Genomic DNA, 12,872 nt, shown 5'->3' with positions numbered 1-12,872 from the left:
ATTGGGTTTACGATTTTGCCCTGCCTATGCTGGTGCTGCACACACTGTATAGTGGTAATAGTGAGCGTCTCACTCACTGGCTGAGCATCTGTCCGAGAAAGCAATTTACTACGCTGGATACTCATGATGGAATTGGAGTAGTGGATGCCAAGGACTTAATGACGGATGAAGAGATCGAAGAGACCAAAAATAATTTGTTCTCCAAGGGAGCTAACATCAAAAGGGTATACAATACGGCTGCCTATAATAACCTGGATATCTATCAACTCAACTGCACGTACTATTCAGCACTTGGCAACAACGATGATGCCTATGTACTGGCAAGAGCCATTCAGTTTTTTGCACCGGGCATCCCCCAAGTCTATTATGTAGGACTGCTGGCAGGTGAAAATGACATCGCGCTATTGGAAGAAACGAAGGTAGGTCGTAACATTAATCGGCATTACTATTCCCAGGAGGAAGTCATTGAAAACCTGGAAAGACCCGTTATGAAGCGATTGTTTCAGTTGATGAAATTCCGCAATTCCTATCCTGCTTTTGATGGTGAAATCAAAATTGTAGAAGCTGGAAATTCCGATCAGTTGGAAATCCAATGGGAAAAAGGGACCTATCGTGCCCTTCTGAAAGCCAACGTGCGGACCCATGCATTTACAATTGATTATGTAGATCTGGAAAAAGGATCCCTTGTACGTCTGACAGGCGTTTAACTGATAGGACGCATCGGATTCCAAGAGCATAACAGAATATAATGTCCTGCACGGTTATTCAGCCGCCCGCCCACAGTTTATTCCCTGTTGCGGGCGGATTTTTATTTTACGGTAATCACCGGCGTGATGCCCTCCAGCTTTTTCGGGGAACGGTTCACAGCCAGCTCAAGCAGCACGGATATTTGTACTTGTTAGCGGTTGAGTCCATAGAAAATTATATCCATATTATGTGGTTTAATTGGTTTATTTATCCTTAATTTCTGTTAATAATACAATTGCTTTCATTTTCGTCTATATGACATCCAGCCTGAGCTTAGATGGACAAAACACAGCCTTGTCCTACTATTGTGAAGTCCGATAGTTATTGACAGATTTAAGAAAAGAGATCGACGCATTCATTTTGAAAATAAAGCAGGACGAATTGTCATTTTAAAAAAAGTCTATACATATAAATTAAATGTATAGACAAATCAAAAAAGCGGATTTATAATTACGCTGTAAACGTTTTCTGGTAGAAAGCATTCAATTAGACCTTGAAGGGAAGGAACAATCATGAAGAATATTTTACTGGCTTGCAGCTCGGGTATGTCTACAAGTTTGCTGGTTACCAAAATGCAGGATTATGCCAAGTCCATTGGGGACGAGGCTGAAATTTGGGCAGTAGGTCAAGATCAGGCGACAGAAGAAATGGCTAAGGCGGACGCGGTATTGATCGGACCGCAAATGAGTTTTCTTAAAGGACAGCTGCAAAAGGAAGCTGCTCAATACGGTATCCATGTTGAAGTGATCGACATGATGGCGTACGGACTGGTGGACGGCAAGAAAGTCTATGAACAGGCTTTGAAGCTGGTGGAACGTAAAAATGGATAAAGTCAATATAGCCGATCTGACGGAAGAGCAAATTAGTTTCCAACTCATTCTTCATAGTGGAAGCGCTCGCAGTAAGGTGATTCAGGCGCTGAGCGAATACCGGAATGAGAACACGGAGGGTGCAGACGATCTCATTAAGCAGGCGAAGCAGGATTTGCGCGCTGCGCATGATATCCATTTTCAAATGGTGAAGAATGAAGCCGGAGGAACCCCAACTCCTTTGTCGCTCCTTCTGATGCATGCGGAGGACCATCTCATGTCCACGGTTACCATGAAGGATCTGGTCCAAGAGCTGCTGGAGCTGTTCAAATCCAGAAATTTATAATCTGTACACAAGAGTTTGTGAAATTCGGGACATAAGAATTTTGCAACAAACCTGATGCAAGTTACTTCGCGGGGAGGAATAGGCTTTGTTTGAAAAATTAAGCCAAATTTTAATACCTATTGCCGGTAAACTGAACAACAACCGCTATCTTACTGTACTGCGTGATGCATTTATGCTGTCATTTCCATTAACGGTTTTTGGCTCCATTATCGTTGTTATTATTAATCTGCCGTTTCTGAAAGGGTGGATGGGCGAAAGCAATCTGACAACTTTTCAGAATCTGCTGAATATTGCCCCTAGTGCCACACTCAGCATCATGACCTTATTCGTAGTCGTCGGGATTGGATATTATCTATCTCGAAGCTATAAGGTCGAGCCCATATTCGGCGGGATGATCGCGTTGGCCAGTTTCTTGATGCTGACTCCATTCGTGCTGACTCAAGAAAGCGGCGCCACGATTGCCGGGGTCATTCCTGTCGACCGGATCGGGGCAAAGGGCATGTTCCTTGGCATGATCGTCGCTTTTATAGCGGCAGAGATTTACCGAAAGGTGACGCAGAAAAAGATTGTTATTAAAATGCCACCAGGGGTTCCGCCAGCGGTTTCCAAGTCTTTTGCCGCGTTGCTTCCTGCGTGTATTACGCTGGGCATATTTTTGATCATCAACGTAGTGGTTACTCTGACGCTTCATAATAACCTGCATGATTTGATCTATCATGCTGTACAGGCACCGCTGGTGCATTTGGGCAGTGGTATTGTCCCTACATTGATTGCTATTTTCTTTGTTCAGCTCTTATGGTTCTTTGGGCTGCATGGTCAAATTATTATCAACTCGGTTATGGAACCGATCTGGAATACGCTGGCACTTGAAAACTATGAGGCGTACTCCAAAGGTTTGGAGCTGCCGCATATTATCACCAAGCAGTTTGTGGATATTTACACAGTAGGTATCGGTGGTACAGGTATGACACTGGCTGTCGTGCTCTCGATTCTGTTCTTCCTGAAGAGCAAGCAATTGAAGCAGGTCAGTAAGCTGGCCCTTGGACCGGGCTTGTTTAATGTTAACGAACCCGTCATATTCGGTCTGCCGATTGTGATGAATCCATTGATTTTTGTTCCTTGGGTGATTTCACCCATGATCGTTACGCTGATTACTTACTTTGCCATGTCCACCGGGATTGTACCGCCGCCAAACGGGATACAGGTTCCCTGGACGATGCCATTGTTCTTTAGTGGAATGATGGGCACGGGCTCTCTGATGGGTGGCGTGCTGCAACTGTTTAATATGGCTGTCGTCTTTATCATCTGGTTCCCTTTCCTGAAAATTATTGACCGGATGAATGTTCGTAAAGAGCAGGAAGAGGAGCTTAGCCAAGCAACCATTGCAGGTAAGGATCAAACTGTTGGAATGTAACGTGAATGAGCTGCTGGATTAGCAACTTGTTCATTGGAAAGAGAGAGGAGTAGAGCTGTGAATCATACCGAAATGAAAGATACAGAGAAGCAAACCGTTTCATACCGTTTTCCATCCGACTTCTGGTGGGGTTCCTCAGCTTCGGCTACCCAGACAGAAGGAACCGTGGAGGGAGACGGCAAAGGGCCGAACATTTGGGACCATTGGTTTGAGCAGGAGCCGAACCGTTTCTACGACGGGGTCGGTCCTGCGGATACGTCCCGTTTCTATACTCGTTACAAAGAAGATATTGCACTCATGAAAGAGCTTGGTCACAACTCTTTCCGGTTCTCTATTTCCTGGTCACGCCTGTTTCCGGCAGGGAAAGGTGCAATGAATCAGCAGGCGGTTCAATTCTATACTTCCGTCATTGAAGAGTTGCATCAGGCGGGTATTGAGCCGTTTGTGAATTTGTATCATTTTGATTTGCCGATGGCTTTACAGGAAAATGGAGGCTGGGTGAACCGGGAGACGGTCGAAGCTTACGTGGATTACGCTAACACTTGCTTTGAGTTATTCGGGGATCGTGTAGCCAAATGGTTTACGCATAACGAGCCAATTGTCCCGGTGGAAGGCGGCTATCTGTACGATTTCCACTATCCGAATGAAGTGGATTTCCGTAAAGCTGTACAGGTGGGGTATCATACTCTGTTATCGAGCGCCAGTGCCATTCAGGCATACAGAAAGGGAGGCTACAAGGGCAAAATCGGCATTATTTTGAACCTGACGCCAACCTATCCGCGTAGTCAGCATCCGGCAGACGTGCAGGCCGCTGAAATATGCGATGCGTTCTTTAACCGTTCCTTTTTAGACCCCTCTGTGACGGGAGAATTTAATCCTTTGCTCGTGGACCTGCTACGCCAGGAGGAATTTTTACCCATCACGGAAGAAGGGGATCGGGAAATTATACGTCAGGGCACTGTGGACCTGCTGGGCATTAACTACTATCAGCCGCGCAGAGTCAAGGCCCGCGAAAGTCTGCCGAACCCGGACGCGCCTTTTGTGCCAGAACGTTACTTTGATTATTATGTGATGCCAGGTCGCAAGATGAATGAGATGCGGGGTTGGGAGATCTACGAGAAGGGCATTTACGATATCCTGACCAATGTCAGACAGAATTACGGGAATATTGAATGTTTTATCTCGGAAAACGGGATGGGCGTTCAGGGTGAGGAAAAATTCAGGGATGAGCAGGGTATGATCCGCGATGACTATCGCATTGATTTTATCCGTGAGCATCTAAAATGGGTTCAACGGGCGATCTCGGAGGGCTCCAATGTGAAGGGCTATCACCTGTGGACGTTTATGGACAACTGGTCCTGGTCGAACGCCTATAAAAACCGCTATGGCTTTGTATCAGTCGATCTTCAGGACGGAGGTAAACGATCCGTTAAACAAAGTGGGCACTGGTTCAAGCAGGTGATCGAAAATAACGGATTTTAAGGTGGTCCTCTGGACCGCCTTTTTTTTCTTCATCACCGAAAATGATTATGCCGTATGCCGCTGGTGAGAAAGTATAATGTTCGGTATACTTACTTCATACCGTAACACCTTAATGTCCCGCCTGCAGAACAAAATGAACCAGCAATACCGATGTTTTGGTAAAATGCTGACATAAAACAAATTTTAGTACAGGTGGTAGACAGATGAATAAATACCAACGGATTGCACAAGAGGTCAAGAAGCGTATTATAGATAAGACCTATAGCAGTGATGATCCGATCCCCGATGAAATTTCACTGGCCAGTGAGTTCCGGGTAAGTCGGATGACGATTAAGAGGGCATTGGATACGTTGGTGTCGGAAGGGCTGTTGAATCGTAAAAGAGGACACGGAACCTTTATCGTCAAATCGGTCTACAATGGCCCGGTTAATGTCGTTGTGAATGAAATGCTGGGGCTGACAAACGTACTGCGTGGGAAAGAAATCAAAAGTAAAATCATAGCCTTTGACGTTCAATTTCCATCTGAAGAGGTAGCGGCGCATCTATTTATTGATGCCAATTCTCCTGTGTATCACGTCATCCGTCTGCGTGTTGTAGAGGGCGAGCCCTATGTTATCGAGCGCACGTACATGCCCACGAAGCTGATTAGCGGTATTACCGAGCAGGTGCTGTATGGCTCGGTGTACAAACATATTAAGGAGGAGCTGGGCCTTAATATTGTCGGTTCACATCGTACCATCCGCGCGTCCAAGTCGACCGAGCTAGACTGGGAGTATTTGGATTGTGGTGCGGATGATCCGGTTTTAGAAATTGAGCAGGTAGGTTATCTGGATACGGGTATACCGTTTGAATACTCATTCTCACGGCATCGGTACGACAAATTTGTGTTTACCACAGTGAACCGGATGCGTTGAGCAAGTATGTGGGGAGCGAATGGTAGTGTGAAAAAAGCAAACATGGCAGTAGAGGCCTCCTTTATGTGGGTGCTTTCCTGCCATGTTCTTTTTTTAATGAAGCGAATTAATTGCCAAGCAGCCTTACTTCATGCATAGTCGGGGTATACCAGTTGTTAGGGTTATTAAATAACACCGCATTGACGAGATTAATCCGCACGTAGCGTGCCTGGAAGTTAACCTTGTCACTGGTAAACCCATACGCAGTATTACTCGTGCGGTCAATGATGGAATAGTTAACTCCATCCGTGCTGTATTCAATTTTATACTTGTAATACGCCTCAGAACCTTTGTACATAAACCATGAAATATCCACTTCGCTGATCGTCTTGGTGCTGCCGAGATCAACCTGCCACCAGGCGGGCCAGGATGCAGATGCAGCCTTCCATGAGGTTTGGGCGTTGCCGTCATTCGCCAGCGAGGCCGGAGAGCCGGATGCGGGCGAGTTGGCAGTCGCCGTTTTGCCTTGCGCGTGATTCACAAGCGAAGGCAGAATCACATTGCCTGTCGCGGCATTCAGATCCCAACTGCTATACCAGTTCAGCGTTGCCGTTTTGCTGGAGTCATTCAGGGTCAGTGGTAGCCATATAAACTTGTGGTCGCTCAGATTGAGTGGATTCCAACGGTCGCCCATATAGATGTAGCTGGTTCCTGCGCTGCCTGTAATCGTGGCGATGGAGTGGATTTGCGAACCATAGGCTGCTGGGTCACCGAAGGGCGAAAGCGCAGACCAGCTTCCCGTCATGGAGCTGGCGGTTGCATAGGCTCCCTGATTCGGATACCAGCCGGATGCCTGCGAGGTGAACAGGTAGTAGGTGTTGTTCTTTTTCACAACAGCAGGGGCTTCACGGTAGCCATTCTCGAAAATCCAACCGACGAACGATTGCACGCCCGTATAATCGTCGGTCAGCTTGAAGATCGCCATCGTATCGTTGGCACCGCCATTTTTGCGGGAAGCGGTAACGAGGTAGCCACTGCCGTCCGTATCCGTGAACACGGTCATATCGCGGGATTCATAATTCAGTGGACGGAAGCTGCCTTGGTAGATAAAAGTTCCGTCCGGTGTATCACTGGTAGCAACAGCTACGCGGCCCAGCGAATAATCGGTACCATTTTCATAATGCGCCCACAGCACGTATTTGCCGGTTGCTTTGTTATAAATGACCTTGGGACGCTCGATTTTACTGGAATTCAGCTCAGGGGCGGAATTCTTGCTGAGAATGGTGCTGCGGAAGGACCAATTTTTCAGATCGGTAGAGGTATATACGTTCACTTTTTCAAATTTCCAGTTCTCGGCATGCTCGCCGTACCAATAGTAAGTGGAGCCTACCTTTAGAATATTGCCGCTGTTGGCCTGAATCGGATTACCTGCGGTATCTTTCCAATCCGTTCCGTTTGTAATAGCTGTGCTTGCTGCTGCGTTCAGCGATAATGCTGCATCAGCATGAATGGTATCCAAACCATTTAGCGCTTCGGCTCCATAGGTTGCATGGGTCACACTTGTCGTATCGGCATGTGCTGCATTCGGTTGAAGCCCTGTACCGACCACTGCAAGTATGATGCATATCCATGCGCCCAGCCATTTGCTGTTGTTGATCCACTTCACGATATCATCTGCCTCCCTTAATACGGATAGAATGGGCCAGTATGGATTGTCCGGCACCTCACCTTAGATTTTATCTTAATTGGAAGCGTTTACAAGTGGAATAAATTGAAGTCTTTAAAGCGTTGAAACTGCCATAAAGGGGATTGTCCGCCAGTTCAGGCCGAAAGGCGTTCTCCTTTTGTCTACTTGCCGAAAGGTCATGGCTTATATTCAGAAACGTTTACCGTTGTGCGCTTTGTCATTGACACGTTCACAAATTGTTTCAAATTTAAAGTGACTGCAATCACACAGGCCCCGATTTATCGTCGGTATACTTGGCTGTACTTGGGTGGTGCACAAAGGGTGGCATGTATGGAAGTGTCTTTTGCCTTTTGTTCACCTTATTTTGGAGAGAAGAGGGATGCAAGGATGCTGAGTGAGCAAGCCATTGTAACGATCAAATCGACTGTGCCTGTACTAGAGGTGCATGGAACTACGATCACCAAACGCTTTTACCAAATGATGTTCGAGGCTCATCCTGAGCTTTTGAATATATTTAATCACGCGAACCAGAGGCAAGGACGACAGCAGGGTGCGCTTGCCAATCCAGTGCGTGGGAAGCAGAAGCGAAGTAAGATGTTTAAAAAGACGAAGGATAGCCTCCTTCGTCTTTTGTTGATCATCACGTTTGGGGATTGTATTTTATTTGGCGGCCCGTGTTACATAAATGTGGTTAATCCTCAGACTGTTCCGTCCTGACCGGAGGTCGCAGAAACGCTGCTTGCTGCGGCATGTATCGGCGCAAAGCTTCTGGAATACGGATCGAACCGTCCTCTTGTTGGTGATTCTCCAGCAGCGGAATCAAAATCCGGGGCGAAGCAACTGCTGTATTGTTAAGTGTATAGGCATATTGCAGCTTGCCGTTCGCATCCCGGTAGCGGATATTGGAACGCCGCGCCTGAAAATCAAGCAATTGGGACGACGAATGCGTCTCGCCGTAAGCCTGTCGGCTGGGCATCCATGTCTCAATATCCACCTGCTTGTAGGTTTTTTGCGACATGTCGCCTGTGCAGACGGCCATTTTGCGATAAGGCAGCTCCAGCAGTTGAAGCAGGTCTTCCGCATTGCGCGTAATCTCCTGAAACATCTGCTCCGAAGTGTCCAGACTGGCTTCGCAAATCACCACCTGCTCGACCTTGGCGAACTGGTGAACACGATACAGTCCGTGTACATCTCTTCCGGCCGAGCCAACCTCATTGCGGAAGCATACCGACACGGCCGCCAACCGGATGGGGTCCATAACATCCACGATTTCATCGCTATAATACGAGACAAGCGGAACCTCCGAGGTACCGACGAGCCATTGATCCTCTCCTGCAATACGGTACGTCTGATCCATCCCGAGCGGGAAGAAACCGGTGCTGCGCATCGCCTCCGCTCGTACCATCAGCGGAACGTCCAGCAACTGGAAGCCCCGTTCGACCAGCAGGTCCACAGCAAGCTGCTGTACTGCCCGGTGCAACGCGACCCCCGCTCCAGTCAGGTAGTAGTTACGGCTTCCGGCTGTTTTGACGCCACGGGTAATGTCGATCAGGCTGTGAAGCTGGCCGAGCGCCATATGATCGCGTGGCTCAAATCTCCAATCGGGAACCGTACCGACCCGCTCCAGTTCCACATTATCCTCATCCGATCTGCCCCGTGGTGTATCTGGCGAAACGATATTAGGAACCAACAGCATGAGCTGTTGAAACTGCTCTTCCACTTCTCGCTGTGGGGCCTCCAGACGGTCTAACTGTCCGTTAATTTCTTTAACCTGCTGCTTGGCTGCTTCCGCCTGTTCACTCTTTCCGGCATGAATCAGTGCGCCAACATCCTGACTACATTGATTCCGTGCCTGGCGGAGCTGCTCCACTTCCTGAAGCAACTGCTTTCTCCGGTTATCCAGGGTAAGCAGCTCTGCAACCGAGACCTGTATTCCTTTTCCATTTGCTGCTGCCTGAACCTGTTCCTGATGTTCTCTGATCCACTTGATATCCAACATGACACCGCACTCCTTTTCGGATAAAAATACAAAAAGCGCCCTCATCCACATGGGACGAGGAGCGCTCTGATCTCGCGGTGCCACCCAAATTGACCGGACAGCATGACAGATGCCATGACTCTCCAATCCACTTTGCTCCGCTATAACGGGCGGGTGTCCGGTTTACTTAGGAATACATGTTCATCTTGTACACTCATGTATGTTCCTTGGCGTAAACGCCTCCGAGTTGGATGCTCTTCACGGGCGTAATGTCGTTTGCTTTTTTGTTAGTATACGGATTTTTAGCAGGTTAATCAAGCTACAACAGCTTTTTAAGCTGCGATATACGGCCTTGTGACATGCCAAGCCATTGTGCATATTCTCCCTGCTTGGCATGAGGATGTTCATGTACCATTTTTCTTAGACGCTCGACTAATTGTTGTGATGATTGGTTGGCTCTCTTTCCTTTGTACACAGGTTTCTCAACCATTGGAGCAGGAGTGCGACTAACGCCTATATTTCCTTTTAGCTCTTGTATACAGGTTTTACATAAAAGTGAATTTCTAAAATAGGTCAGATCTTCGACAGCATTACATAGGTTACAGGCGATTCCGATATACTTTCGCATACTCAAAAAACCGGTTTCAATATCCATATAAAATTCTAAAGGATCGCCAATACCAATACCCATGGACATCCGCATTTCTTTAGGAATAACGATTCGTCCTAACGAATCTAAAGAGCGAGTCATACCTGTATTCTTCATATGATATCCTCCTTCTTCAACTGTCTTGGCCAAGCTCATTTCTCCAGATGGGCACTTGCCTGATCGAACACTTGTTGTATGAGCTGGCTTATGCGAGCTTCTGATATACCCAACATGCCAGCATATTGCTGTTGTGTAGCATGTGGATGGCTTTCATATAGATCTAAAAGGAGCTGGGCCATAATCTCTTTGGGCTGAAAGACTTGTACACGCATAGATTCGGTCTTGAGCATATAGTTGCAATTTTTACATATGAGAGAGCCTTTGAAACCACTTAATTCTTCGGTAGAGAGACAAAAATGACAAGACTGCCCGTAGTATCTTTGTAGTAATAGCGTACCTGTCTTTTCATCTGCAAAAAATTCAATAGAATGACCGTGAAAAATATCGCATGTAAACAGGATTTCCTTGGGAATGACTAAGCGCCCTGTAGGGTCTAAGTTTTTTGTCATTTTTACATGAGGCATTGCTAAAAGACCTCCTATTACCAAGATAAAAAGCAATAAAATAGAAGTATTTATTGTTATTCCAAAAGGTGGTATCATCAGGAGTAGTCAAAACCTATATCATATTATAAGTTTCCAAAATATATTTTTTAAAAAAATGTGTATCATATTAAAGTTCACGCTGAAAGGGTGGTTTATTTATGGAAATCACACCTAAGATTAGAGCAGAATTAGAAAGATACCTAAAACAAGCAGGCTTGAGCATGACCGAGTTTGGACACATTGCTGGCATGAATCCGGGTACGGTGAGCGGCATTGTAACGGGCAATCGTACCATTTCGGTGCACCAATTGGATCGCATTACGTTAGGAATGAATTTACCAACAGACTATTTCTATGAAAGATATATTGAAGAAAGTGTGATAGATGCACCGCTGAACTGGAGAAGAATTAGCCCGTTCCTGTACCGCTGTGTGCAGTTTCAGCGCGTAGACTGTTTGCAAAAAGTAGTAAGTGTGCTGCTGGATGATCTGGGCTATCTTCCTTATCTCTTTGCATTAGCAGAGGATTGTTATAAACAAGATTATCGGGAAGCAGCGGCTTACCTATACGAGAATGTCGCTGAGGGCGAAAAACAGCAGCATTCGGAACGACTTGCGATCTGCCAATATCGCCTGTTCACCCTTGCGATCGGAAAGGATCAGAATCGCAATATGGACGCTGCGGCCAAATTTGAGTCGTTTGTCCATCGTTTGAATGAGATAGATCAGCTAGATGCGCTGAAAGATTTAGCGAATGTGTACAGATCATTGAGCCAGTGGGACAAGGTATATAAGTATGCAAAGCAGATGGGACAATTAGGACAGGTTCAATATGATTTGGTTCATAACTCCAAGCGAAAAGGAACAGAGCCGCAAAAAAAAACAAGTAAGCCGCTTTTTACCTACATAGCCTATTCGGAACTAATGTGTGCTAATGCTTGCGATGCGAAAGGAGATCATAAGCATGCATTAGAACATCTTCAGGGCTATACCGATTTGAGTTGGGTAAAGGAGCAGGACCCTGATTCGCTTTATTGGAAGAGGCAATATCAGCAATGGGCGAAAATTAATACTTACGTGAACAAGCTGATGTCGGGAGATGTGAGTATCCTGCCGGATTACGTAGAGTATATGGCTGGCGAAAAATATATTTTCAACGAACTCTTAAACGTCATTGAAGCAGCTAATCAGTACAATATTAATGTTGATCATATCCTCAAACGCTTTGAACCCCAAATTGCAGCGTATCAGGAGCCACCCCCTGCTGATATTGAGCAACAATTTTTGCCACAGCAGTATGCACGGTTTTGGTACAAAATGGCCAGGTACAGCCTTAATAAAGGAAGGTATTCATATGGTTTCGAGTGCCTTTTAGTCGCTTGGGAAAAAGCTCTTACAATTAATAATCAACTGATTATTTCAAATTGTGCACGATTATTTGATCGTTTTAGTGTGAATGCTGTCTTTGAAGCAGGAAAAAAACTTCAAAAAATGTGGAAAGAAAATGATCAAAAAGATGGCTTTGTTCTTGACAGTAATTAGCTTTTCACTGTATTGGTACTACCAGTTCAGGCTAAAGACCCTACCCGGGGCATGTTCAAACCGCAAGAACACATTGGTGGAGCTTGATCCAAGCACCATTTCATTACCATTGACCAGCCTAGCCGCTGGTCTTTTTTTGTTATATTTCTCTGATTTTTGATTGCTAAAATAGCCATTCATATTTCCACATTCCATCCTAAAATGAGATACATTAGGAGGGAATGCGCTATGAATACAGATGAAACGTTAAATCAACAGTTGGAAGATGCCCGGCAACGATTGCATGATCTGTACGAACAGTATGGTTTTGGACATGCCTGTGTGCTTGAACAGTCTATGTTGTTGGATGAACTGATTAATCAGTACAACCGTATGTTCCAGACCAAGAAGCTGACCCAACTGATATAACCAAACATCCTCATGCGTTCAAAGCCACATCACCTACATTGTTTTTCTTGCCTTAGCATGACGCCTGGTTTCGTTCAAGTAAATAAAACAGATTCTGTTTATGCAAAACTATCCCTCCTCTCATCTAACTAATATAATCATTCTATATAATGGCTTTTTTAAAAGAAAAATACATTACCATGTCATAAAATGTAATTAATTTCTTGAGGTATGGGTAAGAATCGATGCACATATTAATTTCAAAAACCAACCAATGACCCATAAAACCTATCCTTTGACCTAAGGGAAATGGCAATGCAAGCTTGTTAAAAGT

General features: G+C 45.7%; 12 protein-coding genes and 1 pseudogene. 9 read left to right on the top strand and 4 right to left on the bottom strand.

Features of this window, described 5'->3' with window-relative positions; all coding sequences use genetic code 11:
• The 6 genes from gtfA to C1I60_RS05320 all read left to right on the top strand — a co-directional run.
• Window positions 1–707, top strand: a 707-nt coding sequence (gene gtfA, locus C1I60_RS05345; RefSeq protein WP_252361576.1) for a sucrose phosphorylase, incomplete at its 5' end; no start/stop codon positions are given.
• Window positions 708–1,259: 552 nt separating this feature from the next.
• On the top strand, window positions 1,260–1,577 hold the full coding sequence (locus tag C1I60_RS05340) for a PTS sugar transporter subunit IIB (RefSeq protein WP_137060801.1): 318 nt from the start codon (window positions 1,260–1,262) through the stop codon (window positions 1,575–1,577).
• Complete coding sequence (locus C1I60_RS05335) at window positions 1,570–1,902, top strand: PTS sugar transporter subunit IIA (RefSeq protein WP_025684654.1); 333 nt, start codon at window positions 1,570–1,572, stop codon at window positions 1,900–1,902. The genes C1I60_RS05340 and C1I60_RS05335 overlap by 8 nt, the downstream gene beginning before the upstream one ends.
• An 85-nt stretch (window positions 1,903–1,987) precedes the next feature.
• Entirely contained in the window at window positions 1,988–3,316 is a 1,329-nt protein-coding gene (celB, locus tag C1I60_RS05330; protein ID WP_137060800.1) for a PTS cellobiose transporter subunit IIC, read from the top strand.
• Between the two features lie 72 nt (window positions 3,317–3,388).
• Complete coding sequence (locus C1I60_RS05325) at window positions 3,389–4,798, top strand: glycoside hydrolase family 1 protein (protein ID WP_137061009.1); 1,410 nt, start codon at window positions 3,389–3,391, stop codon at window positions 4,796–4,798.
• Window positions 4,799–5,001: 203 nt separating this feature from the next.
• The gene (locus C1I60_RS05320; RefSeq protein WP_137060799.1) at window positions 5,002–5,712 is read left to right on the top strand and encodes a GntR family transcriptional regulator; all 711 of its coding nucleotides are present in this window, start codon (window positions 5,002–5,004) and stop codon (window positions 5,710–5,712) included.
• Window positions 5,713–5,818: 106 nt separating this feature from the next.
• Here C1I60_RS05320 and C1I60_RS05315 read toward each other — a convergent pair whose 3' ends face one another.
• Window positions 5,819–7,357, bottom strand: a complete 1,539-nt coding sequence (locus tag C1I60_RS05315) for a family 43 glycosylhydrolase (RefSeq protein WP_137060798.1) — start codon at window positions 7,355–7,357, stop codon at window positions 5,819–5,821.
• A gap of 408 nt (window positions 7,358–7,765) precedes the next feature.
• On the opposite strand from C1I60_RS05315, the pseudogene C1I60_RS05310 reads away from it, so the two are divergent.
• Window positions 7,766–7,948, top strand: a pseudogene (locus C1I60_RS05310) (nitric oxide dioxygenase); the annotation flags it as partial.
• 121 nt (window positions 7,949–8,069) lie between these two features.
• Here the strand turns inward: C1I60_RS05310 and serS are convergent.
• The 3 genes from serS to C1I60_RS24740 all read right to left on the bottom strand — a co-directional run bounded on the left by serS (window position 8,070) and on the right by C1I60_RS24740 (window position 10,589).
• On the bottom strand, window positions 8,070–9,377 hold the full coding sequence (serS, locus tag C1I60_RS05305) for a serine--tRNA ligase (RefSeq protein WP_137060797.1): 1,308 nt from the start codon (window positions 9,375–9,377) through the stop codon (window positions 8,070–8,072).
• Between the two features lie 298 nt (window positions 9,378–9,675).
• Window positions 9,676–10,122 (bottom strand): AbrB/MazE/SpoVT family DNA-binding domain-containing protein, encoded by a 447-nt coding sequence (locus C1I60_RS05300; RefSeq protein ID WP_137060796.1) that lies wholly within the window; start codon window positions 10,120–10,122, stop codon window positions 9,676–9,678.
• 35 nt (window positions 10,123–10,157) lie between these two features.
• On the bottom strand, window positions 10,158–10,589 hold the full coding sequence (locus C1I60_RS24740; protein WP_212734441.1) for an AbrB/MazE/SpoVT family DNA-binding domain-containing protein: 432 nt from the start codon (window positions 10,587–10,589) through the stop codon (window positions 10,158–10,160).
• A 179-nt stretch (window positions 10,590–10,768) separates the two neighbouring features.
• On the opposite strand from C1I60_RS24740, the gene C1I60_RS05290 reads away from it, so the two are divergent.
• Window positions 10,769–12,151: a helix-turn-helix domain-containing protein gene (locus C1I60_RS05290; protein ID WP_137060795.1), complete on the top strand. Its 1,383-nt coding sequence runs from the start codon at window positions 10,769–10,771 to the stop codon at window positions 12,149–12,151.
• Between the two features lie 228 nt (window positions 12,152–12,379).
• Complete coding sequence (locus tag C1I60_RS05285; RefSeq protein ID WP_137060794.1) at window positions 12,380–12,559, top strand: aspartyl-phosphate phosphatase Spo0E family protein; 180 nt, start codon at window positions 12,380–12,382, stop codon at window positions 12,557–12,559.
• The last annotated feature ends 313 nt before the right edge of the window (window positions 12,560–12,872 follow it).

Source organism: Paenibacillus terrae, assembly GCF_005217525.1.
GTDB lineage: Bacteria > Bacillota > Bacilli > Paenibacillales > Paenibacillaceae > Paenibacillus > Paenibacillus terrae_C.
The sequence above is the reverse complement of the archived record's forward strand: the minus strand, read 5'-3'. Positions and strand labels throughout refer to the sequence as shown.

Excerpts from the sequence above, each read along its gene's own strand:
- C1I60_RS05340 (WP_137060801.1), top strand. The coding sequence starts at position 1,260 with ATGAAGAATATTTTACTGGCTTGCAGCTCGGGTATGTCTACAAGTTTG.
- C1I60_RS05335 (WP_025684654.1), top strand. The coding sequence starts at position 1,570 with ATGGATAAAGTCAATATAGCCGATCTGACGGAAGAGCAAATTAGTTTC.
- C1I60_RS05325 (WP_137061009.1), top strand. The coding sequence starts at position 3,389 with ATGAAAGATACAGAGAAGCAAACCGTTTCATACCGTTTTCCATCCGAC.
- C1I60_RS05320 (WP_137060799.1), top strand. The coding sequence starts at position 5,002 with ATGAATAAATACCAACGGATTGCACAAGAGGTCAAGAAGCGTATTATA.
- serS (WP_137060797.1), bottom strand. The coding sequence starts at position 9,377 with ATGTTGGATATCAAGTGGATCAGAGAACATCAGGAACAGGTTCAGGCA.
- C1I60_RS05300 (WP_137060796.1), bottom strand. The coding sequence starts at position 10,122 with ATGAAGAATACAGGTATGACTCGCTCTTTAGATTCGTTAGGACGAATC.
- C1I60_RS24740 (WP_212734441.1), bottom strand. The coding sequence starts at position 10,589 with ATGCCTCATGTAAAAATGACAAAAAACTTAGACCCTACAGGGCGCTTA.
- C1I60_RS05290 (WP_137060795.1), top strand. The coding sequence starts at position 10,769 with ATGGAAATCACACCTAAGATTAGAGCAGAATTAGAAAGATACCTAAAA.
- C1I60_RS05285 (WP_137060794.1), top strand. The coding sequence starts at position 12,380 with ATGAATACAGATGAAACGTTAAATCAACAGTTGGAAGATGCCCGGCAA.